At 60.1% G+C, this 26,838-nt stretch carries 20 protein-coding genes, 1 pseudogene and 1 CRISPR repeat array; of the genes and pseudogenes, 3 read left to right on the forward strand and 18 right to left on the reverse strand.

What is annotated here, in order from left to right; genetic code table 11:
* Positions 1-54: 54 nt before the first annotated feature.
* From ROSERS_RS15705 to ROSERS_RS15790, 17 genes and pseudogenes are all read right to left on the reverse strand, one after another.
* Positions 55-1,017 carry an ABC transporter permease gene (locus ROSERS_RS15705; protein WP_011957763.1) on the reverse strand — a complete coding sequence of 321 codons (963 nt, stop codon included), beginning with the start codon at positions 1,015-1,017 and terminating at the stop codon, positions 55-57.
* Complete coding sequence (locus ROSERS_RS15710; RefSeq protein ID WP_011957764.1) at positions 1,014-1,982, reverse strand: ABC transporter permease; 969 nt, start codon at positions 1,980-1,982, stop codon at positions 1,014-1,016. The genes ROSERS_RS15705 and ROSERS_RS15710 overlap by 4 nt, the downstream gene beginning before the upstream one ends.
* Complete coding sequence (locus ROSERS_RS15715) at positions 1,979-3,496, reverse strand: sugar ABC transporter ATP-binding protein (RefSeq protein WP_011957765.1); 1,518 nt, start codon at positions 3,494-3,496, stop codon at positions 1,979-1,981. The genes ROSERS_RS15710 and ROSERS_RS15715 overlap by 4 nt, the downstream gene beginning before the upstream one ends.
* Positions 3,497-3,500: 4 nt before the next feature.
* Positions 3,501-4,613 (reverse strand): substrate-binding domain-containing protein, encoded by a 1,113-nt coding sequence (locus ROSERS_RS15720; RefSeq protein WP_011957766.1) that lies wholly within the window; start codon positions 4,611-4,613, stop codon positions 3,501-3,503.
* 426 nt (positions 4,614-5,039) lie between these two features.
* Positions 5,040-6,950 (reverse strand): hybrid sensor histidine kinase/response regulator, encoded by a 1,911-nt coding sequence (locus ROSERS_RS15725; protein ID WP_157041110.1) that lies wholly within the window; start codon positions 6,948-6,950, stop codon positions 5,040-5,042.
* 11 nt (positions 6,951-6,961) lie between these two features.
* A complete protein-coding gene (locus ROSERS_RS15730; RefSeq protein WP_011957768.1) occupies positions 6,962-7,405 on the reverse strand; it encodes a response regulator in 444 nt (147 codons plus the stop codon).
* Positions 7,365-9,479 carry a sensor histidine kinase gene (locus ROSERS_RS15735; protein ID WP_011957769.1) on the reverse strand — a complete coding sequence of 705 codons (2,115 nt, stop codon included), beginning with the start codon at positions 9,477-9,479 and terminating at the stop codon, positions 7,365-7,367. The genes ROSERS_RS15730 and ROSERS_RS15735 overlap by 41 nt, the downstream gene beginning before the upstream one ends.
* 258 nt (positions 9,480-9,737) lie before the next feature.
* Positions 9,738-10,421, reverse strand: coding sequence for a potassium channel family protein (locus ROSERS_RS15740; protein WP_011957770.1), 684 nt, complete (start codon positions 10,419-10,421; stop codon positions 9,738-9,740).
* Positions 10,422-10,424: 3 nt separating this feature from the next.
* The gene (locus ROSERS_RS15745) at positions 10,425-11,069 is read right to left on the reverse strand and encodes a potassium channel family protein (RefSeq protein WP_011957771.1); all 645 of its coding nucleotides are present in this window, start codon (positions 11,067-11,069) and stop codon (positions 10,425-10,427) included.
* A 17-nt stretch (positions 11,070-11,086) separates the two neighbouring features.
* Positions 11,087-13,882, reverse strand: coding sequence for a cation-translocating P-type ATPase (locus tag ROSERS_RS15750; protein WP_011957772.1), 2,796 nt, complete (start codon positions 13,880-13,882; stop codon positions 11,087-11,089).
* Between the two features lie 586 nt (positions 13,883-14,468).
* Complete coding sequence (locus ROSERS_RS15755; protein WP_011957773.1) at positions 14,469-15,023, reverse strand: hypothetical protein; 555 nt, start codon at positions 15,021-15,023, stop codon at positions 14,469-14,471.
* Between the two features lie 280 nt (positions 15,024-15,303).
* A complete protein-coding gene (locus ROSERS_RS15760) occupies positions 15,304-16,188 on the reverse strand; it encodes a winged helix-turn-helix domain-containing protein (RefSeq protein WP_041333851.1) in 885 nt (294 codons plus the stop codon).
* Positions 16,189-16,219: 31 nt separating this feature from the next.
* Positions 16,220-16,495 (reverse strand): helix-turn-helix domain-containing protein, encoded by a 276-nt coding sequence (locus tag ROSERS_RS26900; RefSeq protein WP_041333855.1) that lies wholly within the window; start codon positions 16,493-16,495, stop codon positions 16,220-16,222.
* Positions 16,496-17,084: 589 nt separating this feature from the next.
* A CRISPR array of direct repeats spans positions 17,085-17,418; the repeat unit is 29 nt; unit sequence CACCGCTCCTCGCGCACGCGGTTACAGCG.
* A 298-nt stretch (positions 17,419-17,716) separates the two neighbouring features.
* A pseudogene (locus ROSERS_RS24265) lies at positions 17,717-18,526 on the reverse strand (metal ABC transporter permease); the annotation flags it as partial.
* Positions 18,527-18,563: 37 nt separating this feature from the next.
* A complete protein-coding gene (locus ROSERS_RS15780; RefSeq protein ID WP_011957775.1) occupies positions 18,564-19,451 on the reverse strand; it encodes a metal ABC transporter permease in 888 nt (295 codons plus the stop codon).
* A 14-nt stretch (positions 19,452-19,465) separates the two neighbouring features.
* Positions 19,466-20,254, reverse strand: a complete 789-nt coding sequence (locus ROSERS_RS15785) for a metal ABC transporter ATP-binding protein (protein WP_011957776.1) — start codon at positions 20,252-20,254, stop codon at positions 19,466-19,468.
* Between the two features lie 14 nt (positions 20,255-20,268).
* Positions 20,269-21,216: a metal ABC transporter solute-binding protein, Zn/Mn family gene (locus tag ROSERS_RS15790; protein WP_011957777.1), complete on the reverse strand. Its 948-nt coding sequence runs from the start codon at positions 21,214-21,216 to the stop codon at positions 20,269-20,271.
* A 305-nt stretch (positions 21,217-21,521) separates the two neighbouring features.
* Between ROSERS_RS15790 and ROSERS_RS15795 the strand changes: the two genes are divergently transcribed.
* Both ROSERS_RS15795 and ROSERS_RS15800 read left to right on the forward strand, forming a co-directional pair.
* The gene (locus ROSERS_RS15795; protein WP_011957778.1) at positions 21,522-22,100 is read left to right on the forward strand and encodes a peroxidase-related enzyme; all 579 of its coding nucleotides are present in this window, start codon (positions 21,522-21,524) and stop codon (positions 22,098-22,100) included.
* 29 nt (positions 22,101-22,129) lie between these two features.
* The gene (locus ROSERS_RS15800) at positions 22,130-23,668 is read left to right on the forward strand and encodes a putative hemolysin (RefSeq protein WP_011957779.1); all 1,539 of its coding nucleotides are present in this window, start codon (positions 22,130-22,132) and stop codon (positions 23,666-23,668) included.
* A gap of 96 nt (positions 23,669-23,764) precedes the next feature.
* On the opposite strand, the gene ROSERS_RS15805 is transcribed toward ROSERS_RS15800, so the two are convergent.
* The gene (locus ROSERS_RS15805; RefSeq protein ID WP_011957780.1) at positions 23,765-25,492 is read right to left on the reverse strand and encodes an aldehyde dehydrogenase family protein; all 1,728 of its coding nucleotides are present in this window, start codon (positions 25,490-25,492) and stop codon (positions 23,765-23,767) included.
* A gap of 302 nt (positions 25,493-25,794) precedes the next feature.
* On the opposite strand from ROSERS_RS15805, the gene ROSERS_RS15810 reads away from it, so the two are divergent.
* Positions 25,795-26,796 carry an aldo/keto reductase gene (locus ROSERS_RS15810; RefSeq protein ID WP_011957781.1) on the forward strand — a complete coding sequence of 334 codons (1,002 nt, stop codon included), beginning with the start codon at positions 25,795-25,797 and terminating at the stop codon, positions 26,794-26,796.
* The last annotated feature ends 42 nt before the right edge of the window (positions 26,797-26,838 follow it).

Raw genomic sequence — 26,838 nt, forward strand, 5'->3', positions numbered from 1 at the left:
AGCGCATTGTCAAGCATGGCGTTCTGGCAGATTGATTTACGAAACAGTGTCAAATTACTGACGAAAACCGCGCTGACGCCCATAGATCGAGATCATGACCAGCAACGTCGCACCCAATACCATACGTCGCACCGACTCTGGCATTTGCATGGTCGTCAGCAGGCTGGTGATCAGGGTCAGCACCAGCGCCCCCGCCATTGTGCCGAAGTAACTTCCCTTGCCGCCGGTCAGCAATGTGCCGCCGACGGCGACCGCCGCAATCGAAGGAAAGAGAAAGGGATCGCCAATACGAATGTGGACAACGCCGGTATTCCCGACTACCAGAAAGCCGCCAAGCCCGGCGAGCATCCCGGAGAGGGCATAGGTTCCGATGACCACGGCGGTGACGCGAATGCCGGAGAGCCGCGCCGTAGTCCGATTCGTGCCGATGGCGAAGAGATGTCTGCCATAGGTTGTGCGCTCGATCAGGAGCCACATCAACGCCGCAAAAACGATCCAGATCAGAATGGCGCCGGGAATGCCCTGAAACACCGGACGGGCGATCAGTTGGGTCATGATCGGCGCAACCGCGCCGCTGACATTCCCCTGGGTAATGACCAGGATCAATCCGCTGACAACACCCGCCATGCCGAGGGTCATCACCAGCGGCGCAATGTTGAGAAACGCCACACCGGCGCCGTTGATCAACCCGATCATCCCCCCAACAATCAGCACCGCCAGGAGCGCCGGCAGCACCTGTTCGTTCCTGCCGTTGACGATTGTATAGGTCAGAATGGCCGTCAGTGTCACCACCGCGCCTGTGGAGAGATCGATCCCCTCGTTGCCGCTGATAATCACCAGAGTCTGTCCTGCCGCGATGATCCCCAGAAAGACCGAGAGGCGCACGATATTAACCGCCTGTGCAGCAGCCACATCGAGATTGCCGCCAAAACCGTTGGGCAGGAATCCACTGAGCAGGAACAACACAATCGCCAGCAGCACGGCAGCGAGCGGCGGGGAGATCGTCAGGCGTTTCATGCGTTCCTCCTGCGTATCAGATTGATGATTCCGGGCATCGCCAGCGCCAGCACGATGATCGCAGCGTTGACAAAGGTTTGCCACCAGGTGGCTACATTGGCAAACGAAATAATGTTGCGTATCAACCCCAGAATCACCGCACCGATGATCGGACCGGCGATGCCGCCGGCGCCGCCGCTCAATGGCGTCCCGCCGATCACGGCTGCGGTGATCGATGCCAGGGTGAGCGGATCGCCGACCTGCGCGTTGCCGGAGCCGGTCAGGAGCGTCATTGCGATTCCGCCAAGCGCTGCCATCAAACCGGAAATAACATAGGTGCTGAACTGTACGGCGCGCACCGGGACGCCCGTCTCGTAGGCAGCGTTGGCTTTGCCGCCGACGGCGTAGAGGTAACGACCGTAGCGTGTCCGCCGGACGAGCGCCCAGGCGAGGAGAAGCGCTGCGATGATGTAGAACGCCAGCGGCAACCAGAGCACGACCGTTTCACGGTAAAACGCAGTAAACTGCGGCGGCACGCCGCCGCCCGGGTTCGGCAGGATGAAGAGCGCCAATCCAGCATAGACAAAACTGGTGGCAAAGGTCGTGATAATTGGCTGGAGACGCAGGTAGGCGATGAACAGTCCATTCAGCGCCCCCGCCCCCATACCAACCAGGATCGCAACGACCATGATCAGCACTGCTGTGGCAGGATCGCCGCTCAGTCCGATCTGGGTGGCGAGCAGCGCGTTCACGACTGAAACAATCGAGCCGACCGAAATATCGATGCCCCCGCCGATCATTACAATCGCCTGACCGATTGCCACCAGGATCAGCGGCAGAAACACGCGCATATTGCGGTTCAGCGCTGTCGGTTCGATCAGATTTGGCTGAAGCAACAGATTGACGGTAAACGCCACGATCAGCACGATCAGGGCAAACAGGTATGGATGGCGATAGGTGCGTTGTTGCCAGCGTGATTGCTTCATGACGTCTCCCGGTGGACAACTCCAAGACTGGCGGCAACCAGATTCGCGGTCGTCAGCGATCCGCCAGCGAGTTCGGAACTGATCCGTCCGTCGTGCATCACAAGCACCCGATCACACAAGCCGACCAGTTCTTCATCATCGCTGCTGTAGAGGATGACCGTCGTTCCTTCATCGCACAGGTGCGTCAGCAAGCGGTAGAACTCCATTTTTGCGCCGATATCCACCCCCTTCGTCGGATCGTCGAGCAGCAGGAGACGTGGATTGCGCAACAGCCATTTGCCGATGACCACTTTTTGTGCGTTGCCGCCCGACAACACGCTGACCGGCGCGTCCAGTCCCGGCATTTTGATCTCCAGGCGCGCGGCGATTGCACCGGCGTCGCGGCGCGCACGCCCCATGCGCAGCGGGAAACCATACGCACGCCACGACGGAAGCAGGAGGTTCTCCAGGATCGAGCGAATGGCAAGCAACCCCTCACCGGCGCGATCCCCAGGAACGAGCGCAACACCCTGGTTCATCGCCTGCCGCGGGTGGGTGAAACGTACCGGTTTCCCTTCGAGCAGCATACGCCCGGAATACGGCACACCACCAAAGATCGCAAGCAGGAGATCGCGCTGACCCTGTCCCTTCAGCCCGCCGATGCCGAGCAGTTCGCCTTCGCGCACCTGCAAACTGACTCCGCGCAACACGCCGGTCTGGAGATTCTCGACCTGAAGAACGGTGCGGCGTGTTGCCAGAAGATCGGCGGAAAGGCGGCGACGCGCCACAACCGCGCCAGCAGTCTCCGGCGCCATCAGCGCCACGAGATCGCCAGCGGTTGCATCCTTCATGGCGCCCGCGCCCACGGTTTGCCCGTTGCGCAGCACTGAGTAGCGGTCGGCGATCTGCTCGATTTCGGTCATACGGTGCGAAATGAAGATGATCGCGGTTCCCCGCGCTTTCCATTGCCCGATCAATTCGAACAACCGCTGCACCTGACGGCTATCCAGGCTGGCAGTCGCCTCATCCAGAATCAGGAGACGCGGGTTGACGCTGATCGCCTTGAGGATCTCGACGATCTGTTTTTCGTCGGGAAGGAGTGCGCTCACCGGAGTATCCGGCGTCAGATCAGGCCGAACCGTACCGGCGAAGAGGTCCAGCAACGCTTCAGTTCCGCGCCGTTCTCGCTGGCGATCAATCAGTCCGCCGCGCCCAAGCGGCTCACGGGTGAGCCAGATATTTTCGGCGACCGTCATCTGCGGCACGAGGCTGAGTTCCTGGAAGACGGTCGAGATGCCGGCGTCTTTCGCAGCGTGGGGCGAGTCGAAGCGCACCGGGCGGCCATCGAGGAGCAGTTGCCCGCCATCGGGGGCAACTACTCCATTGATGACCTTGCTGAGGGTGCTCTTGCCGCTTCCGTTCGCGCCAATCAACGCCAGCGTCTCACCGGCGCCGATCTCCAGGCTGGCATCGACCAGCGCCTGAACGGCGCCGTACCGCTTGGCGACATTGCGAGCAGACAGCAGAAGCGACATGGTGTTACTTCAGGAAGAACTGCTGCACTTCCTCGTCGGTCATAATGCCGTCGAGCAGGTAGGTGGCCGGCTTGTCCTTGCACATAGTGGTGAAGACTTCCTGGAAGTTGTCCTTCGTCACGATCACCGGCACCGGAATGACGAACGACAACCCGTTCGCACCTCCCAGTTTACTCTTATCCACCTGCTTGCCCATCAGCATATTGACGGCGATCCGCAGACCGGTCGGCGAGACGCCGGGCGGATTGGCGACAGCAATCGTCTCGAAGTTGGGGTCTTCCTTCAAGCGCTGATCCCACAACTGCAAGAACTGGCAGCGTCCTTCGCCAACCAGGATGGGCCACTTCGGCGGGTTCGCCGCCATCACCGCCTGCATCGCGCCGATCGCCATGCCGTCCTGAGTCCAGTAGCCATCGAGGTTAGGGAACGACGCCAGGAAGTTTGACATCACCTGCTGACCGGTCGCTTCGTCCCACTTCCCGGTTTCACGCCCCAGCACCTTGATGCCCGGATACTCCTTGAGCACCTCCTCGACGCCGTCCATGCGCGCCACGTTCGCCGGGTGTCCGGGGAAGCCTTCGATCAGCACGATGTTTCCCTGACCACCCAACTTCTCCGCCAGCCAGCGGGCGGAGATCTTCGCCCACTCTTTCTGGTCGATGCCGACGTTGTAGACGCCGGGGGTGTTGAGTTCCTGATCGACGGAAATGACGATGATCCCCTTGTTGATGGCTTCCTGAAGGGTGTCGTTGAGACCATTGACATCGCTGGGATTCACCAGGATGGCATCAACGCCCTTGTTGATCAGATTCTGCAACTGCTGGATCTGACCGGCGACATCGGTATCGGCGCTCTCGATCACGAGTTCATTCGTGATACCCCGCTCCATGTATTCCTTGTTGACCTCGATCAACGACTGGATCATCTGGGTGCGGTATTCGCTGCTGATGAACGGGTTAGAGATGCCGATGGTGAATTTTTTGCCTTCCGGCGCCGCCGTCGGTTGCCCTGCCGGTGCAGCGGTCGGAGCGGTCGTTGTTGGAGCGCCGCCGCATGCTGCGATCAGTGAAGCAATTGCAATCAGTAGTGTGAACAGTGCGAAGAATCGGCGAGTCATTGCCTGTTTCTCCTTCATGAACTGTGAGAACCTGAAGTGTGCGAAGCGGGGATTGTGCGGAGCAGTGACCGTCAGTGCACCTCCTTTCCAGCAAATAGGACACCTGCACCCCTGCGCTCTATGCGCACCCGGCACATCGGGAGACACCTCATGGACGGATCAGGGGCGACTCCTGACGGTTACCCCAGGCAACAGCGCCCTTCCGTCGAGACATGCACTGTGTGCAGGCGTCAGAACAGGCAGAACAACGCCACCCCTGATTGTGGAACATCGCCCCGGCGCTCTGGCGTTCTGCGCTGACAGTAACCCTCCTGTTCCAGATGCACGCTCTGGAGCGACACCGTGATCAGGGGCGATTATTGTAGATCGAAGTACTCAAACGGGCAAGCCCAAATCGGGGAAAATGTTCCGTTTTTTTGAATACTTTCACGAATCCAGGACAGCGCGAACCCTCTGAAGGAGCGCAGTTGGAGTGAATGGCTTCTGAAGAACCGTCGCTTCCTGGAGCGCCTGAACATCGGGGCGCGGCTCAACGACATACCCGCTCATAAAGAGCACCTTCATCTGCGGGATCAGAGCGGTCAGATAGTGTGCCAGCGACTCACTACTCATATGCGGAATAACGTGGTCACTCAAGAGAAGGTGGATCGGACGTTCACCGGCGAGCGTCAACGCTTCATGTCCGTCACCCGCTTCCAGAACGGTATACCCATGGGTGCGCAGCACCCGCGCTGTCAGCGTGCGCACCGCCGGATCATCCTCGACCAGCAGGATCGTTTCCGAGCCTTTGAGATCGATGTGCTCGCCAGTCTCCAGGGCGACTGTCTCTTCGGAGGGATAGGCGCGCGGCAGATAGATAATGACCGTTGTGCCGCATCCCGGTTCGCTCGTCAGTTCGATGGCGCCGCCGTGCTGGACGACAATCCCGTAGCAGGTCGCCAGACCGAGACCGGTTCCCTCGCCGGGCTTCTTCGTGGTAAAGAACGGCTCGAAGGCGCGCCTGCGCGTTTCTTCGTCCATGCCGACGCCGGTGTCACTGACCGTCAACCGGACATACATGCCCGGATTCAGCGAAGGATGGCGGTTGTCGAACGCATCGTCGATCACAGCATTTTCGGTTGTAATCGTCAACACACCGCCATCGACCATCGCATCACGCGCGTTGATCGCCAGATTGACCAGCACCTGCTCGATCTGACCAGGATCGGCGCGCACAAGCCAGAGATCGGGGGCAAGACGGGTGTTCAGGGTGATATTCTCGCGGATCAGGCGACGCAGCAGTTTCTGCATGTCGAGAATAAGCGTGTTCAGATCGATGGGGCGCGGCTCGAACCGCTGTCGGTGCGCAAAAGCCAGCAGCTGACGGGTCAGCGCCGTTGCGCGCTCGGTCGCATGCTGGATTTCGATCAGTTCTCCGGTCGCCGGGTGGTCATCAGGGATCAGTTGACGCGCCAGTTCGGTGCAACCGGCAATCACTGCCAGCATGTTGTTGAAATCGTGCGCAATGCCGCCCGACAACCGACCAAGCGCATCCATTTTCTGGATCTGGAGTAAACGTTCTTCCAGTTCACGGCGCTCGGTAATATCGCGCCCCACGACAATCGCCGTCAACCCGCCGCCTTGCTCGACCGCCCTGATATTGCATTCGATCCAGCGCCAGGCGCCGCTGGCATGACGATAGCGAAACGTCGCAGTGGCGCGGGTACGCTGGAGCATGGTGCACCAGTACTCCTCGCTGTACGGAAGGTCATCGGGATGGATAAGGAAGAATGCATCCTGTCCGACCAACGCTTCTGCGGTATGCCCCAACAGCGTCGTGACCGAAGGGCTGATGTACTGGAAGTGGTGCTGGTCGTCGAGAATGGCGATCAGATCAGACGTGTTCTCGGTAATGAGGCGGTAGCGCGCCTCAATTTCGCGCAACTCCTGTTCGGCGCGACGTTGCGCCTGGATCGCCCGCCACTGGCGGATGGCACGCTGCGCCACATGGGGCAGATCGGCGAATGCGGCATCACTCTTCACAATATAATCGAGCGCGCCAGAACGGATCGCTTCGACTGCCACCCGTTCATCGCCATACCCGGTCATCAGAATGACCGGCAGCGCACGGTTGAAGTCCAGCAGTTCCAACCCTTCGCCGTCGGGCAATCGCCAATCGCACACGATCAGATCGAAGTCGGACGAATCACCGGAGAGCAGCGCGTATGCCTCCTGCAACGTGTGCACAACCGACAGATCGAACAATGATCGCCATGACTCGAAGGCGCGCTCGATCAGCGCAACATGCGACTCATCGTCCTCGATGAGGAGCAGACTGATCCGTTCAGCTGCATCCACACCAGACCCCATCATATCGCCGAGAGTTTGTTATGGGTCAACCAGTATACGCCAACGTCGTGCATGAGACTTCGGAACTCCTCAAAACCAAACGGCTTGACAAGGTAACTGTTGGCATAGGCGTCGTAGGCGCGCGACACGTCGCCTTCTGCCGATGATGAGCTCAGAATGATCACAGGGATGTGGCGCAATTCTGCCGACTGCTTGATGCTGGTCAGCACTTCAAGCCCATCGACGCGCGGCAGACGCAGATCGAGCAGTATCACGTGGGGGCGGGGGCTTTGGTTGGGGTCGTTCCAGGTTCCGCGACGATAGAGGTAATCGAGAGCGCTCTCACCATCGCTGATATGCACAATCTGCGGCGCTCGCTGATGCTCGCCCAGGGTTCGCCGGATTAATTCGGCATGGTCATCGTTATCTTCCACCAGCAATACTCTGAATGCGCTGTCGGTCATGACTCACTCCGTGCTGCTGTGTATGGATCGTGGGAAGCGAGAAAAAGAAGGTTGCGCCAGCGCCCCGCCCAGCCGACTCGACCCAGACACGCCCGCCATGCACTTCGATGATCCGCCGCACAATCGTTAAGCCGACGCCTGTTCCTTCACTCTGCGGATCGAGTTTGTTGAACAGACCAAAGATCTGATCGTGGTACCTTGGGTCGATGCCCACGCCATTGTCACGCACAAAGAAGATTGCTTCGTTGCTTGCCACGGCGTGCACACCGATCTCGATCTCTGGCACAGTCTGATTATCGCAGAACTTAATCGCGTTATCAACCAGGTTCTGCACCACCTCCGCCAGACGCCGTCGATCGCCGTGAACGAGCGGCATATCCGGCGCAACCGTGATCCGCGCCTGCCGTTCTGCGATTCTCCCGGCGATCAGTTCAAGCGCTTCCTGTACGATCATGTTGAACGGTACGGTTTGCGGTTCAGCGCTGACCCGCCCGATGCGCGACAGTTCCAGCAGATCTTGCAGCAAATGCTCCATCCGGCGCGCCGCTGCGCTGATACGCCGGATGTCGCTCAACGCCCGGTCCGTGTCGCCGTTCCGAATGTCCTGCTCCAGATAGCCGAGGAACCCCTGAATAGTGATCAGAGGACTTTTCAGGTCGTGTGATACGGTGTAGGTGAAACGTTCAAGTTCGGCGTTCTTTTGCTCAAGTTCGGCGATCAGGCGCTCCCGTTCCGCCTCGACCTCTTTGCGCCGGGTGACATCGCGCATGCTGAGAATGGCGCCTTCAAAGTGCTGGTGTGCATCGTAGAGCAGACGAACTTCAGCTTCGAGCCAGATGCACATCTGCTGATGATTACGAAAACGGTACTCAACCCGGATGGCAGCAGCGCCCGACTCTCGCGCTTCTTCAATGGCTGCCATCACAGCGGGCGCATCATCAGGGGACACAAGCGCCGCTATCTGTTTCCCTGCAACATCTTCCGGCTCACATCCCAGAACGCGCCGCACCGAAGGGCTGACATACACAACATTGAGATGCGAATCCAGTTGCACAATCGCATCGCCCATATTCTCGGCGAGCATGCGCAGTTGCGCCTCGCTTGCCCGCAGATCCGCCTCTGCCTGACGCTGCGCAGTCACGTTGCGCGCCAGGACCATCGCATACTTTACCATACCACGGTCGTCGACCAGCGGAATGTAGTAGTATGCGTAGATGCGATCACCATACGGCAATTCTGCCGAAAAGCACCTGCCGCTCAAGACAGCGCGGAGGTTGCCTTCAACCTGTTCCGCAAACGCGGATGAAACGACCTCACACAGGGTGCGGCCCTCGATCTTCTCCTTGAGATACCCGGTTGCGGCGAGTTCCGGTCCATCGGCGAGCACGTAGCGCAGGTCGTGGTCGAAGATCAGCACGGCGCTATCGGGCAGGTTGGCTGCCAGAATGCGATAGCGCTCCTCGGAGAGGCGCAACGCTTCCGTCTGCTGTGCCAGCGCCTGTTCATTGGCGCGGGCGTGGGCGCGGCTGCGCTCCAGACTCTCGCTCAGCAACCGTGACGTGAACGCCGTCAACCCCAGAATGAGCGCAAGATCGAACCAGTCGCCGAAATCGCCCTCATAGGGAGATCTGGTTAATCCGCGCGCTTCGGCAGTCACAACCCCCGCAATCACCAGCAGCGTCGCCGCAACCAGTCCAATGAATGACCGCCGGTCAAGGAGCAGGCTGCCGATGACGATCATCGTGGCGTAGAGACTGGTGACCGTATCGTGCGCACCGCGACCGATGACCTGCAATGAGGCAGTGAGCATGATGATCGTCCCCAAAAGGACGATAATCGACAGACGCACCCGACGTGCGTGGAGCAACAGAAAGGAAATGAGCAAGAATCCGCTGCATGCCAGGAGGGCAGCGGTTGGAACGGGTCGCTGGAGTAACGCATTGACTCCGGAAGCAACCAGCGCAATCGTCAGACAGACGACGAGCAGGAGATGCTGCGTCCGTGCGATGCGCGTTTGCTCTTCATCATCGAAGTGCGGCGGTTGTGCGAACCTGCGCAGGAAGTGAGCCGTCATGCGAGATACACCCATCGACCTGTATGCAACTATTGTACCTGAGACGAACGGGTTGCGGGGTGCAGGCGGCAGCGCATGCCACCCGTTGCTCACATGGAGCACTGTTTCCTTGTTCGCAGCGGCAGGTTCCAGATCGCATCACGCATACGCATGCGTCGCCGTACATCCATCATGGTTCGTTTATAGGATTCTCTGTGTCCTCGGCGTCTCAGCGGTGCGTTTTTACAGTGAAGTCATTCATCTCTTCCCCCTGATACGCTATGACAACCCGTCGCCATGCACCCCTCCCAGAATCTCCGCCAGCCGCTGCACCTGCTCGACTGACACAAGCGCCAGGACCTCATCGCCGGTCTGGAGGACGGTATCGCCGCGCGGCAGAACCAGACCGCCAGACCGGAAGATTGCGACCACGACGCATTCCCCCGGCAAGCCTAATGCTGCTATCGTCCGCCCTGCCGCATGCGACCCGGCGGCGATCTTCTCCTCAACCAGCGAATAGCGCCCGCGCCGTAACTTGAGCAGGGTCATCATATCGCCAAGCGACATTTCTTCGAGAATCAGGTGCGCCATCAGATCCGCCTGACTGAGCGCAACATCGACGCCCATTTCGGCGGTGAACATCCATGCATTCTTCGGGTTGTTCACCCGCGCAATGGTGCGCGGAATGTTGAATTCAAAGCGCGCCAGACTGGTCGCCACCAGGTTGACTTCGTCATCGCCGGTGACTGCCGCCATCACATCTGCCTGACGGGCGCCGCACGCTTCCAGCGTTGCCGGATCGCTGCCACTGCCTGCAACAATGACATCGGATGCAAGGAACTGTGCTAACCGTTCGCGCGCTGCAGCCCGCAGTTCGATCACACGCACCCGATGACCGCTGGCGAGAAGCAATTCTGCCAGATGCGCGCCAACCTTGCCGCCACCCACGATCAGCACAAACACAGGTCATACTCCTAACAGCGCCTTCAGGCGCCCGGTTGACGTTGTCAGCACCGCAATATGCACAAGATCGCCCGCCTGCAACCGCGTTTCCGGGGTCGGCAAAAAACAGCGTCCGCCCCGGCTCACCGCCACCGGGTGCACTTCACCCGGTACGGTCAGACTGGCAAGTGAGCGCCCAACCAGCGCTGGCGGCGCTTCGACATCGACGATATCGACCGATGATCCCAGGCTGACAATCGGCTCGAACCAGGAGTAACTGAGCAACTCGGTGATCCGGTGAACGCCCCATTCGGTCGTCGAAATCGTCAGCACCCCAAGACGGCGGTAAATCTCGGCTTTGCGCGGATCATAGAGCCGGGCGACAACCCGCGGTACACGGAAGAACTGGCGTGCTGCCCGCGCAGTCACAACGTTGGTTTCGTCGCTCGATGTGACTGCCGCCAATCCATCGGTGCGGGTGATACCCGCATGCCGCAGAACCTCGCGATCAAAGCCATGCCCGGTGATGATGCGACCGCTGAACCGCTCACCCAGCGCCGCAAACGCGGTTGGATCACGGTCAATGACGGTCACATCATGCCCACGCTGCGTGAGCGTCAATGCCAGTCCTGCACCCATACGCCCGCATCCCACAATGATGATGCGCATACTGCACCTCCGACGTTTCACCGGCGCAACGACCGCTCACGCCGGGCGATCAACCATTTGCGCATCTCGTCTACCAGCAGCAACGCTGGCGCCCAGAGCGCCAGAAAGACCCAGTTGATCGGATCGAACGCAGCTGTGCCAATGATCTCCTGCAAGAACGGCACATATACAATCGCTACGATCAGGATCAGCTCAGTGGCAATGCCGATCCAGATCAACCGGTTGCCTGTCGGCGGCAAACGCAGGAACGAGAGCCGTTCGCTCCGTTGTGCAAACAGATTCCCGATTTGCGTCGTCACCACTGCCGCCAGCGCCATCGCCGTCGCCGAACGGTACAACGGTCCACTTGATGGCAGATCGAGCCACCGCCCCCAATATCCATTCGTCCAGTACTGGTAGTAGAACGCCGACATCGCCGCCAGGCTCTGCACCGGTCCAAGCCAGAAATAGGCGCGGCGCAACATCGCACCGGTTACCACGTGATCGTGCAGGCTGCGCGGCGGACGATCCATCACGCCAGGTTCTGGCGGTTCGGCGCCCAATGCCAGCGCCGGAACAATATCGGTTCCCAGATCAACCGACAGAATGTGCATCACATTCAGCGCAATCGGGATGCGCCCGCCGCTGAAGGCAAACAGCACGAATGGAACCGCCTCGGGGGTATTGCTGGTGAAGATGTAGGTGGCGAACTTTTTGATATTGGCGTAGACTGCGCGCCCTTCCTCGACGGCGTTGACAATCGAGGCGAAGTTGTCGTCGGTCAGAACAATATCCGCTGCTTCACGGGCGACATCCGTACCGGAGCGGCCCATAGCCACGCCGATATCCGCCTGCTTCAATGCCGGAGCATCGTTGACGCCATCACCCGTGACGGCGACAACATGCCCCTGAGCGCGCAGGGCATTGACCACGCGCAGTTTGTGTTCCGGCGCAACACGCGCGAAGATGACTTCACCCATCAGCGCGTCGCGCAGCGCCGCTTCATCCATGCTGTCCAGTTCAGCGCCGGTGACAATCCGGGGGTGCGCCTCACGGATAATGCCAATGCGCCGGGCGATGCTTTCTGCCGTCAGACCATAATCGCCAGTGACCATGATAATACGAATCCCGGCGGTATGGCATGTCGCCACGGCTGATTCGACTTCGGGACGTGGCGGATCCATCATTGCGACCAGACCGAGGAATGTCAGGTCGCGCTCGATATGATCGGTGTCACAGGGCATCGGGAGCGCGTTGAGTGTGCGTTGTGCGACTGCCAGCACGCGCAACCCGGCGCGCGCATACTGATCATTCGCTGCAAGAATCCGGGCAAGCTGCGGATCGTCGAGCGGATGGACGACATCGCCTGCGGCGAAGGACGCGCAGAGCGCCAGCAACTCTTTCGGCGCTCCCTTGACGTACACCACGAACCCGGCGGATGGATGCGCTGCGCCCTCCGACTGTGGCAGACGGCAGACGACGCTCATCCGCTTGCGACGTGAGTCGAACGGCAATGCGCGGAGGCGCGGCATCCGTCGCATTTCAGTCTCGTACTCAATACCCGCCTTGCGTGCCGCCACCAGCAGCGCCGCCTCAGTCGGATCGCCCAGGATGCTCCAGCGATCCTCAGAGGGCGTCTGTGCGTTTGGCGGAATGAGGCGGGCGTCATTGCAGAGCGAGGCAGCCAACAACAACTGGCGTAGTTCAGCATCGTCGGCTGGCTGTTCCAGGGGTGCGCCACACTCACTGAACTGTCCCTCCGGCGCATATCCGACGCCGCTGACCGAAATGGACCGCCCGCCAACCCAAATGTCGCGCACTGTCATCTCATTCTGGGTCAGCGTTCCCGTCTTGTCGGTACAGATGACCGTCGTGCAACCAAGCGTCTCGACGGCGGAGAGACGCTTGACCAGCGCATTGCGTCGCGCCATGCGCTGCGTCCCCATCGCCAGTGCAAGCGTGACCGTCGGCAGCAACCCTTCAGGAACAAAGGCGACGATCATGCCAAGGGCAAAGATGAATCCATTCGCCAGATCGATATCCGCAATAGCGACCGCCAGCATGAAAAAACACAACCCAACGCCGACGGCAATCGTGCTGACGGCGCGTGTCAGGCGCTCCATTTCGCGCTGCAACGGGCTGAGTTGATCACCGACGCTCTGAGTCAGGCGGGCAATTTCACCGAATGCCGTGCGCATTCCGGTGGCGAACACGACCGCCTCGCCCGTGCCTGCCACAACGCTTGTGCCGGCAAACACCAGGTTTGGCAACTCGACCCGTGAGAGACCTTCGCCACTGACAGGCTCGGCAGTCTTTCGTACTGGATGCGCTTCACCGGTCAACGCCGACTGATCGACACACAGTTCCGTCTCACGCACCAACCGTGCATCAGCCGAAATATGGTCGCCCTCAGCAAGCAGCAGCACATCACCGGGAACCAGGCGTTCCGCCAGGATACGCACCTCTTCGCCACCACGTCGTACCCGCGCATACGACGGCAACATCCGACGCAACGCAGCCGTCGCCTGTTCAGCTTTGTACTCTTGCCAGAAACTGAACAACCCGTTGATGACATTGACGAGCCAGATAGCAATGCCCAGCGTTGGCGTTTGAGCCGCGAATGCGACACCTTCACCGATCCAGAGCAGCCATGCCATCAGATGGGTAAAATGCGCCAGCAGCGTGCGGATCAGCGGCGTGCGCGGCGGCTCGCGCAACACGTTGGGACCGTAACGGGTCAGACGGTTTTGCGCCTCGGCAGGACTCAACCCCTGGGGATCAGAACCGAGCGCCGCAAAGACCTGTTCGACCGACAAATGGTGGAACTCCATCATCTATTCCGGTGTGTCATTCGGGACGCGAAGCCTGCCGTGGGCGCAACAGGCACGTATCGTCGAAGCATGCTCTAATGGTCTTTGAAGCAATAATCCGCTCTCGCCCGCGCAGGTGGGCTTCGCCGCGCATAGCCGAGGGCGTATGGTCTTTGAGTAAGTATTCCGATATAGCCCGCGCAGGCGGGCTTCGCCTTGACTAGCCGAGGGCTTATGGAGATTGAGAATTTATTCCGCTATACCGCGCTAGCCGTGGGGCTGAAGCCCTCGGCTAACCAGGGCAAAGCCCGCCTGCGCGGGCTATACCGGATTATTTATTCAAAGACCATCAGCCCGACGGCACGAGGCGCATACTGGATTAAGTGCTCAATCTCCATTAGAGACAGAGGACAGCGTCACTCTGCTCGCTCCGATGCCAGAGCATCCTGTCCCGAAGCAATGTCGGGCTTCCATAAAGTGTAGATTGATCAGGCGCAGCAGTGTGAAAGAGAACGATGACCGGGGAAGAAGATCCGGCTACCGCCGGATCATCACGCACATCCGGCACAGGGATGCAGAGAACAGTGATTGCAGGCGCGCCTGACGACACTCAGGGAAGCGGCGTTAGAGAAACAACGGTCAGAATCCGGCTGCCCACGGGAAGGTCATTGCAGGCATCGAGGCTCCGTGTTTTCCACACCGCCTGCCAGAAATCGGCGTGGCGCCAGTTTGGGGTGGGAGTCAGAGTGATTTCGAGCATCTGCGGGTAGCCAAGGGTGGGATGATATTCGGCGCGCACCGAGAGAACATCGTCGCAGGCGCAACCACGTGAGACGCATGTGCGACGCACCGTACCGTGACGCCCAACGAGATCGAACAGGTCGCGCACAGCAACCGGCGGTTGCTCACACGGACGTGCGGCGTAGCGCGTTTTGATCACGCGCTCAGAGCGCACTTCGACCTCCATCCGGCACCCGCGATCACGCAACCGCATCAGGTACGCATCGAATGGGCGACCGCTCCAGCGTGCACGGGCTTCCAGCAGGTCTGCACGATGCTTTGCCGGCTCACGTTTGACGGCAAGTACGCCAGCAGCGCCGCACACGAATACGAGCAGCGTCAGGGTTGCAGGAAGAAACCAGATCTTACGGAGCGATAAGAACATGGGAGAATCATACCATAAGTCTGCTGCAAAAAGCTCGTCTTACTGCTGAGGAAGTGTGTTGCATGTCACATCTTGCTCGTGTGCAGCGCCATCCCGCAGGCATTATGGTCTTTGAGTAATTATTCCGCTCCAGCCCGCGCAGGCGGGCTTTGCATTCCATAGCCGAGGGCTGCATCCCCACGGCAAGGGCGCATACGGGGGCGCAGCGCACCTGATGGTCTTTGAAGAAATAATCCATTCTCGCCCGCGCAGGCGGGCTTCGCCCTGGATAGCCGAGGGCTTATGGTCTTTGAATAAATAATCCGCTATCCGAGACCGACATACGGTACAAGCTTTGGCGAGCCGGTTGCAAACGACGCGAAGAAAGCATCCAGATGGCTGCGCACCTGATCGCGATCCGTCGCCCAGCGGTGCACGCGGGTGACCTCCTGACGCATCCACCGCCCCAGCTGCTCGCAATCAAGCGGCGCCACGACGCATCCGTCGGCGCCGGCATCCGTTGGATGGGCAGGCGGACATCCCCAGCCCGGCGCACGGCCCGTCCACTGGGCGTGGCCGGCCACTTGCCAGGACGGGAAAACGCCCAGCAGGTCGTGTGCGGCTCGAGCGCCACCAGGACATCCGGATGAACATGGACCGGCCAGGTATCCAGTATCACATAGATGCGCTCAGCCTCAGGATAGGCGGCGCGCCGGTCCGGGAAGCACGGCGCCAGCGTCGCCAGGCCCATCGTCGTCGCCCGCCGGGTGACCACCTGGCCCGTCACGACGTCCAACCTGCCCACGCTGCGCAGGTCGCCATCGGTCGCCAAACTCCGTTCCGCCCGCACCGGATCGGCGCCCGCCCGCCCATACCCGTTGGCCAGGGTCGGGCGCCGGGTGACCGGGACGTCATCCCGATCCACGGTCACCACCTGGTTGGGGTGCGCGTGCGCATCCTCCGCCACGTCCGCAATCTCCTGCAGGTTGGCCTGAGAGTGCGGATCAGGGCGATGCACATGACTGCGGGCGCGCTGCCAGGTGATGCCCAACCGATCCAGGATGCGGGCGATCCCGCGCAGCGAGGCGTCGCGCCCCCACGCCAACGGGCTGCGGATGGCGTCCAGGGTCCCGCGCGTCTGGGTCAGCCCGCACGGCCGCGGGTCACGGCGGACCAGATGCTCCACCTCAGGAGCCGCCGTCGCAGGGTCATGGCGGTCAGGGGGAACAAGCGGGCGTGCGCCCGCGTCCGTCCCGGATGGGGAGGCTATCGATGCCCTCGGCGTCCCAGCGCTTCAGCCAGCGAGAGACGGTTTCCGGATGGCGCGGACGCAGCACGCGTGCGCGCGCCGTGACAGCGGGCGGCACGCCGGACGCGATGCGCAGGAACGCTGCCGCCCGTTCACGCACATAGGGCGTGGGGGCGTGATCGCGCAGGTCTTCGCGGGCCTCCCGCTCCTCGACGGACACGTGAAGGGTCCGGCGTGCCGGCATCGCAACCTCCTGAGCAAGGCTTGACACGGATGAGTATCAGTATAACGGAATATTTTTTCAAAGTCCATCAGCCCCACGGCACGCGCGGGATAGCGGATTTATTTCTCAATCTCCATCAGCCCCACGGCACGAGGCGCATACCGGATTATAGCAGTTCTCACAGAGGTTGAACCTGGCGGACGAGGTTGAACACTCCCGGAATCGCACTCCCCACAAGGCGACCGAAATGAATTTCGGTCTACACTCCGCTGGCAGCGGGCGCCTCGCGCGACACGGAGGTTGAACACTCCCGGAATCGCACTCCCCACAAGGCGACCGAAATGAATTTCGGTCTACACTCCGCTGGCAGCGGGCGCCTCGCGCGACACGGCGGATAGGAATAATGGTCAATGTATCTGAGAAATGCTGTAAGTTCTCAATATCTATGATGCTGCGGGATGGCGTGGAACGCATTGCTGCGCCCCTCCGGCGGCAGAGGTATGCATCATCAATGGCGCTAGTATGCTAGCATACTAGCACTGCGTGGCTCTACCTGCTCCTTGCGCATGCAATCTGAACGGCGTTTTTCAGCGTTTCTCGGAGTCGTGGTCACCGCTCCTCGCGCACGCGGTTACAGCGCACCCCAACGCGAACGCGCGTTCTGACCAGTCCACCGCTCCTCGCGCACGCGGTTACAGCGCGTTTTCCGCAAATTATTGTCGCTGTGTTGCACACCGCTCCTCGCGCACGCGGTTACAGCGTATGGACAATCTGTTGCCGGACATTGACGTGACACCGCTCCTCGCGCACGCGGTTACAGCGTTCGGCGACGCGCCGACATTGGCGGAGTGGAACACCGCTCCTCGCGCACGCGGTTACAGCGGTTCGCCCGGTGCGCGCGATGCGCAGGGCGCACACCGCTCCTCGTGCAGGCGGTTACAGCCTATCTCCCCCCAGGATCGTCGCCACAAAACGCCGCCCCTGATCGGTCAATATAAGCATGCCATTCTGCTGCACCAGCAAGCCGCGCTGTTCAGCACGACGCACCACCCGTTCCGTAAATGCGGGCGCCCAGTTCAGATGTTCGCTGAGATGCGCAGCCTGACACTCAACCGCTGCCTGCGCCGTTGCCTGGTGGTGCAGCAGATGCACCGCCAGCATCGCCTGAGCAAACTCCCATCGCTGACGGATGCGCCGCAATACCTGCGCCAGCAGACCGCGTTGCGGGGCAAACATCCATGCCAGACAGAAGATCAATCCCGCCATCACTGCCATGGCGCCGGCAATCGACGCATTGAGCGCGAATGCCGCCCAGCACCCCAGGCTTGCCGCCAGCGCGCCAAACAGAGCGCTCAATGCCAGCAGACGCGACAAACGATCAGTTAACAGATAGGCGGCAGCCGGCGGTGCAACCATCAATGCCACGACCAGCACCGAACCGACGGCATTGAAGGCGCCTACTGCCGTCAGCGATACCACGCTCATCAGACCGTAATGCAAAGCCGCTGGCGCAAATCCAAAAGCAGACGCCAGCGCCGCGTCGAAGGTTGTCAGTTTCAACTCCTTGTAGAACGCGATCAGCAACGCCAGCGATACTATCAGGATACCGCTCATCAGCCAGAGCGACCGCGGACCAAGATCGTTTCCGGCGAACTCAAACCGATCCAGCGGTGCAAACGCAAGTTCGCCAAGCAGTACGGCATCGACATCGAGATGAATACTGCCTGCGTACTGCGCTATCAAGATAACGCCAATGCTGAACAGCAGCGGAAAAACCAGCCCAATCGCAGCATCTTCGCGCACCCGGTTCGAGCGACTCAACAGTTCGATCAGCACCACGGTCGCCACTCCGGCGCCAGCTGCGGCGACGACCAGGATCGGCGAAGTCAGGTCTCGCACAACGAAGAACGCCAGCACGATCCCCAGCAGAACCGTGTGGGTAATGGCATCGCTGATCATTGCCACACGGCGCAGCACCAGGAAAACGCCGGGCAATGCACAGGCAACCGCAGTTACGCTTGCGATGAGAATAATGTCGGTGAACAGTTCCATATGCGACACTGCCTTCCAGACCAATCGACCATCCACGTCACACGCCCCGCCCTGCGACCGGGCGAATATCCCGGAACCAGTTCCACACCAGCCCGCGGCGCGGCGCGAACAATAACGAGATCAGCGCCAGCACACTGATGCACACAACAATCACCGGTCCGGTGGGGAGACGGGCGGCAGCGCTGCTCAGCAACGCCCCGCCAACTCCGGCAACGGTGCCAAAAACGCCGGAAAGCAAAACCATCACACCGAGTCGATCAGTCCACTGACGCGCCGCAACCCCCGGAGCGACGATCAACGCACTCATGAGTACAACGCCGACCGCCTGCAAGCCGATGCTGATCGCCGCCACCAGCAGTGATGTCAGCAGCATGCTGAGCAGATGCACCGGCAAGCCCATACTTCTGGCAAAATCGGGATCAAACGACAGGATCGCACATTCCTTCCAGAAAAGCGCCAGCACCAGCAACGCCAATCCGCCAATCGCCGCCATTGTTGCAACATCACGCTCAAGCAAGGTTGCCGCCTGACCAAAAAGATATTTGTCAAGACCAGCCTGCGCTGCATTGGGAAGAGTTTGCACCCACGTCAGCAACACTAACCCAAGCCCAAAGAACGTTGCCAGGATCAACCCCAATGCGCTATCCTGCTTGATGCGGGTGGTGGAGATGATCGCCGTAACGAACAGCGCACCAATCCACCCGGCGACCGCCGCACCGATCATAAGCGCCAGCGGCTCCTTGCTTCCGGTTATGATGAATGCGAGCACAATGCCGGGCAGTGCAGCGTGCGACATCGCATCGCCAAGCAAACTTTGCCGCCGTAGCACGGCGAACGCACCCAGCATACCGCTCACAATACCCATAATCCCGGAACCGAGCGCAACAGTGCGAAAGGTGTAGTCGAACAACAGGTCGTTGAGCATTGCTATCTTCCTGTCTACGATACAGTAATTCCAGCGTGCGGTTCAGGCGCAGAACGTCCAGGATCGCGTCCCTCGAGAAATGCGATCTGTCCGCCATACGTGGCGCGCAGCGTCGCTGCGTTGAATACCTCTGCCACCGGACCACTGGCGACGAGACGTACATTCAACAGCGCAACCTGGTCAAAATACTCACTGACCGTTTGAAGGTCGTGGTGCACAACCACAACCGTTTTACCGGTCGCGCGCAAGTCGTGCAGAATATGAATAATGGTTCGCTCAGTGGTGGCATCAACACCCTGCAGCGGTTCGTCCATGAGATACACCTGCGCATCCTGCACCAGCGCACGCGCCAGAAAGACACGCTGTTGCTGCCCGCCGGAAAGCTGACCGATCTGGCGACTGGCAAAATCCTGCATACCGACACGCGCCAGCGCTTCGAGCGCCTGTTCACGCTCACGCTTCCCTGGACGCCGAAACCAACCCAGCGCACCATACCGCCCCATCACCACCACGTCGAGCACACTGGTCGGAAAATCCCAGTCCACGCTGCTCCGCTGTGGCACATACGCAACCAGCCTGCGCTGTTGGGCATACGGCCTGCCATAGACCAACACCTGCCCGGCGGAAGGTCGCACCAGACCCAGAATCGCTTTCATCAACGTCGTTTTGCCAGCACCGTTCGGTCCAATGATCCCCATCAGCACGCCGCCAGGGATCGTCAGATCAACATCCCACAGCACCGGCTTATCACGATACGCAACCGTTAGATCGGTCACCTGGATCGCAGGTTGCCCCGTTTTCATATGCGTCTCCCCTTTCAACCTTCGCCTCGCAACGATGTAACGATAGTATCGATATTGTGTCGCACCATACCGATGTATTCCCCCTCTGGCGTACCGGGATCGCCCAGAGCATCGGAGAAAAGTTCCCCGCCGATACGCACCTCAAACCCGCGCGCACGCACTGCGGATTGCACTGCCGCCAGCGTCCGTTGCGGCACAGATGTCTCGACGAATATGGCAGGGATGCGCCGGGTTGCAATAAAGTCGGCAAGCTGCTGAACATCGGCGGCGCCAGCCTCGACCACTGTGCTGATGCCCTGCAATCCATGCACCTCAAACCCATAGGCGCGTCCAAAATAGCGGAATGCGTCGTGTGCGGTCACCAGCACGCGCTGATCCTCGGGAATAAGCGCCGCCCGACTCTGCACATAGGCGTGCAACTCATCGAGCTGACGCCCGTAGGATTCGGCATTTGTTCGATAGATCGACGCATGCGACGGATCAAGATCGATCAACACATCGCGCACATACTCCACGGTCTGACGCCATAGCATGACATCGAACCAGACATGGGGATCAAACTGGTTATCGTACTCGTCTGACGGAAGCAACGCCTCACGCGGGATGCCGCCAGTCACTGCGACTGTTCGACTCCGACTCTGCATCCGTTCAAATACCTCGCTCATCGCCGCTTCGAGATGGAGACCGTTATAAAAGATGATATCCGCCCGCTGCAACTGCACCACATCATCGGCGCTTGCCTTGTAGAGATGTGGATCGACGCCCGGTCCCATCAGGGTGACGACCTCGACCCGCTCGCCGCCAACATTGCGTACCAGATCGCCAACCATGCCCGTCGTCGCAACAACACGGATCGGATGGGCAGCCAGATCGTCGCTGCCGGTTGCGGGTTGTGCGCATCCGACGAGCAGGGCAGCCGCCAGTATGATCCAGATAGCGGCGCGTGTCTTCAGTTTCCCCATAATTAAAATCCTCCAAAAAGATAATTTTGTCTTGCCTAAATCACGAAATGCATTATAGGTGACATTGCTGTGCGTGTCAAGGATCAACGGCGCTCCGTGGTTGCCGGGCAGGAGAACGCGGCGCCGGATCGCGCTGACGCTCCGCTTTTTTGCATGCACATGGGGGATATGGCTGGACGGGCTTTTGCCGGAATGCTATGATGGCATGTGAAGAAATGTGCACTCACCCACGTAACCCATGGGTGTAGATTAAGCGCAAACCGTACTGCGCCAGACCCGATACCAATGCAGAAAAGGAGTTCCTTATGAGCGACAATCAACGCCCCGTCAGTCGTTTCCCCATCCCTGAGCGGCTCGATGATCTACCACAGGATATTCGTGAGCGGATCGAGAAGGTTGCCGAAAAGACCGGCTTCATCCCCAATGTGTTTCTCGCTCTGGCTCATCGTCCCGATGAGTTTCGCGCCTTCTTCGCGTACCACGATGCGTTGATGGAACGGCCCTCCAACCTTTCCAAAGCCGAAAAAGAGATGATCGTGGTAGCGACTTCGGCTGCAAACGATTGTCTCTACTGCGTGGTCGCGCATGGCGCCATCCTCAGAATCCGCAGCAAGAACCCGCGGCTTGCCACACAGATCGCCGCCAATTACCGGCGCGCCGAGATCACGCCGCGTCAACGCGCCATGATCGAGTATGCGCTGAAAGTAGCGCTTGACTCGGCCCGAATTGACGAGTCGGACTGGCAACCGTTGTACGATCACGGCTTCACGCAGGAGGATATCTGGGAGATCGGCGCAATTGCTGCCTTCTTTGCGATGAGCAACCGGCTGGCAAATATGAGCGCGCTATGTCCTAACGATGAATTTTATACCCTGGGTCAGTGAATATGCGGATCACACGCAGCAGGTGAGCTATGTATGCATCCTCACGTCGATTGCAGTGGCGGTTGACCCTGGTCGTGATGGTTGTGTTCGCGCTGCTGAGCAGTGGCTGCTCACCCTTCCCCAGCCAGCCTGCCACACTGACACCCCCTCAGCGCGTGACGGAATCGCCGCCGGTGGTCAGCCCGACACCGGTTCCAGCGACAACACCTCCCGTCACGCCAACCCCGCTGGCGGCGCTCACCGACCCGGCTTCGCTCTACTGCATCGAGAAAGGTGGACGGTTGGAGATCCGCTCCAGTGGCAACAGCAGTCATATTGGTGTCTGTATCCTTGATGATGGCACTCTGTGTGAACAATGGTCGTTCTATCGCGGCGAATGCCAGTCTGATCAAACCTACAACCTGCCGCCTGCGCCGCCATCGGCGGATGATAAGGTCTTTGCAGCGTTGTTTGCGGACGTGCGCCGCCGGTTGCCGCCTGAGGCCTTCACCGATTTTGCCGCTCAACCGATGCGCAGCGATGATGGACGGCAGTGGTGGGTGGTCTACAGTCTCGACATGCGCAATTTTGGACTCGATGAGAGGGCAGCGCATTTCGTTGCGATCTACTCCTATGACGACAACCGATGGCAGGAACGAGCGCGAGTAACGCTTGTCAAACAACAGACCGGGGTCAACCTGGAACCGGCTTATCTCGAGGAGGTTCGACAGGTGGCTATCGCGCCCGGTAAACTATGGATTCAGGTTGAGGGCGGTCTGGGTCTGCATAGCGGGAGTTATCACCTGTTGAGTTTTGATGGCGTCACCCTGCAACCAGAAGTGGTTGCGTTTTCGTCATCGCCCAATGTCGGTTTTGTGACCGATCTCAACGGTGACGGTCTCAATGAAGTGGTGCTCAGGCGGTTTGAGTACTATATTTTTTGCTACGCCTGCGAGGTCTATTACCCATTCTGTGAGGTATATACCTGGCAGAATGATGACCTGGTTTTACTCGCAATCTCCGATCTGACCGCCGGGTATCAGGGGTCTCCCTTTGCCGAACTCAACCGGAAAGCGGTTGCTTTCGTGCAGGCTGATCTGTGGGCTGAGGCTCTGCGCGCGATCAATGATGCCGTGGCGCAGGCCGGTGCAACCGATCCGCCGACAACCGCCGGTTCATTACGCTGGAATCAGCGCCTGATCCGGATGATCCACGATGCACACCGTGAAGCTATTGAAACCAGCGCCTACCCGCTCATCAACGAGGTGTTCTATGGCGACTATGCGCGTGCAGTAGAGCATATGCGCGCGTATCAGGCAGCCGATCTGTTCCGCATCGATTCGCCGCTGATCGTCGGGACGGTCGCCGAGGGGTGGACAGAAAATCTTGGCGAGTATCTGGTTAATCATACCGGGCGCGCCCTGGCGGTTGTTCCGGATCGCGCCGAGATCTATTTTGTCGGGGCATGGGGCAAGTTTCTTGTCAATCCTGACGATCCGGCCATCGGCGCCGATCTCGAACGCGCTGCACGGTTGCAGCCGAACGATCAGTTCTTTGCCGATGCCTTCGCCTGGTGGCAGGATCGTTAGTCTTCTTCCGTTTCAGACATCAGGACGCCCAAAATCCCCCTTCTCCCCTTGTGGGAGAAGAGGGCAAGGGGGATAAGGGGCAAAGGCGCATACCGGTTACCGCCGCAACGCCAGACGCATCAGTTGAGCCAGACGCCACGGCGATGGCGCCTGTTCGAGTCGGGTGATCGCTTTGCACAGTTCAATGTTGCGTTGCGGTTCGACCGAGAGAAACAGTTGGGGAATGCTGAAAGGACCGCGCAGTATCGATTTTTGCGGGTTGGGGAGCATCAGCGGGTTCGCCACTTTGCCGCCATACCGCCTTTCGCCGTTCGCAATCGGGAACGCGCCCCACGGCAGCACACCCGCCAGCACCGCCTGCTGCGCCACCGTATTGATCGTTATCGTGCCGTACTGCAAATCGCTCAACGCTCGATCAAACGCTGCACGCACCCGGCGTTCACGCAACGTGCGCGGATGGATAAGGATCGTCGCCGCCACTGTTCCCCGAACCTGCCGATTGAGAAACTCAACCGCTGCGTCGATGAACGTCGCTGCATCCTTTGCATCGAGCGCGAGTTCACCAACAGCCGGGCAGAACATCGTGCGCACAAAGCAGTCCGCGTCGAGCGACGAAGGATCGAGGTCGGGGATCACCGTCCAGGGCAGGTGATCGAGATCCGCCTGCCCGATACGATGCGCGCGAGCGTGGGCATTCAGGAGCGCATCGAGTTGTCGCCGCGCTTCGGGGAACGGCGCCTGCCGGGTGGGAATACGCGCCAGCACCTGTTCGAACGAAGCCAGGAATGAATCACGCCGTCGCCATCCACGGTGCTGCACAATCAGGCGCGGAGCGGCAGAAACAGACGCTGCGTTGCACACGAACGCACGCACCAGAAGAGTCGCATGCCGGTGCAGATCATCGTCACTCCACGGACCCGGCACGACCAGCACGGGCGTGACATTACCCGCCTCGCCGCTGAACGGCTTTGCCAGCACCGGCTCACGCCGCGCGCGACGTTCGACGCCTTCCTGCCCTGCACCAAAGATCAGCGTATCGAAAGCGGCATCGGCGCCGCTAAAGTGGATAGTATCGACCAGTTCATGCGCGCAGAGATACGCATCAAGGTCCTTATCGCCATAGATCAGTCGGACAACACCCTGATCGAGCAGCGGGCGAAAGACCTCCTCAAAGAGCGACGCCAGCGAGGCGCAGGTCGAATGCAGCTTCAGCGCCACCACATCGCCGTCGACAAACAGTTTGTGCAGCACATCGGTCACCGGCAGGAAGGAAGACTGGCTGGCATTCAATATCAGCGCAACACGCCCACGCTCCGGCGGATTCCGGTAGACCTCCGCCTGGCGCTGCACCACTTCTTCGACGGTCATGCCCGGTTCGATCCAGACCTCGCCGGTCATCCGGGGGAAGAGAGCTGAGTCATAACGGCTGGCAGGCAGCACCATCGCCACCACCTGCCCATCTGATCGGGTCGTCAAACTGCCAGGAAGATGCGGACGCCCATGATCGCGCACGTCGATCAGCGCCTGATGGATCAACCGCAGGGCGCGGGTCAGGATTGTGAACCAGGTGCGTTCTTCACCCTCGCCGTACCCCCCCGGCGCCAATCCCCTGGACTCCAGACTGATCGTAATCCAGCGATCCTCAGCCTCGGCAAGGGAGCGACGCAAGGCGGCGAGGAGGTCGATGCGCTCGTCGAGGCTTACCTGAACCCAGGAATCTTTTTGCGAGTGCAGATCGGCAAGCGCGCGATCCACATCCGCCCACAGCGGCGGTGCATAAGGCGCATTCGGCACAGCCTGATGATCTGGTGCAATGGCCGTCATCACAGCCTCCTTCCTCATTCCTTCAGGCAGCCGTCGTCCATCCTGGCGCGCTCCGGCGGCAAACACTGCATGAAATGCCTGAACGTCATCTCATGAGAAACTGTCTTCTTCGTATTGTATCATAACGCTGTGCATCACGCCGGGAAGAGGATCGGCATCAACCTGAATGATCGACAACCCGGCGCCTTCTCTCCGGCACATCGACTATCGGAAGCGCGCAAACGCTCCGCCGGGCAAAGCGGAGCCGCTCCGCGGGATCGTGGTATACTCAGGCATTGATCAGCAAGCAGAGGAAGAAACCGATGGAGTACCGTCTGTTTGGTCGCACCGGCGTGCGTGTGGCGCCATTGTGCATTGGCGCGATGAACTTCGGCAATCCAACCGACGAAGCGGAAGCGCTGCGCATCATTGATCGCGCCCTCGACGCCGGGATCAATATGTTCGACACCGCCAACAGTTACAACAACGGGGAGAGTGAACGCATCATCGGGCGCGCCCTGGCGCGCGACGGAAAGCGTGACCGGGTGTTCCTCGCCACCAAGGGACATTTTCCCGTCGGACCCGGACCCAATGATCGGGGCAATTCGCGCCTGCACCTGATGCGCGCCTGTGAGGACAGCCTCCGCCGCTTGCAGACCGATCATATCGATCTTTATCAGATCCATCGTCCCGATCCCGCCACACCGGTCGAAGAGACCCTGGCAGCGCTGACCGATCTGGTGCGTCAGGGAAAGGTGCGCTATGTCGGGTGTTCGACCCACCCCGCCTGGCGAGTGATGGAAGCGCTGATGGTAAGCGAGTTGAAGGGGTATGTGCGCTACGTCTCGGAGCAACCGCCCTACAACCTGCTTGATCGACGCATCGAAAATGAACTGTTGCCGCTCTGTCAAACGTATGGTCTGGCAATTATTCCGTGGGCGCCGCTGGCTCAAGGGGTGCTGGCGGGGCGCTATACCGATATTGCTGCGCCTCCGCCCGACTCGCGCGTCGCCCTGCGCGGCGGCATCTATGCCGAACGAGTCACTGCGCGCGGCATCGAGGTCGGGCGCGCCTTTGCCGGGCTTGCGCGCGAGCATGGTCTCACACCTGCGCAGCTTGCTCTGCTGTGGGTCAAGGATCAACCCGGCATTACGGCGCCGATCTTCGGTGTGCGCACCATTGCGCAACTGGAAGAAGCGCTGCCGGTGCTGGAGATGACGTTGAGCGATGATCTGCGCGTCGCGTGTGATGCGCTCGTGCCGCCGGGCAGCGCGGTCGTCGATTTCCACAACACATCGGGCTGGATGAAGATGCGACTTCCGTAACCGGAATCATAGTTGCCAGAAACGCAGTATGGTGGTACGATC

The organism is Roseiflexus sp. RS-1 (genome assembly GCF_000016665.1).
Taxonomy (GTDB): Bacteria; Chloroflexota; Chloroflexia; order Chloroflexales; family Roseiflexaceae; genus Roseiflexus.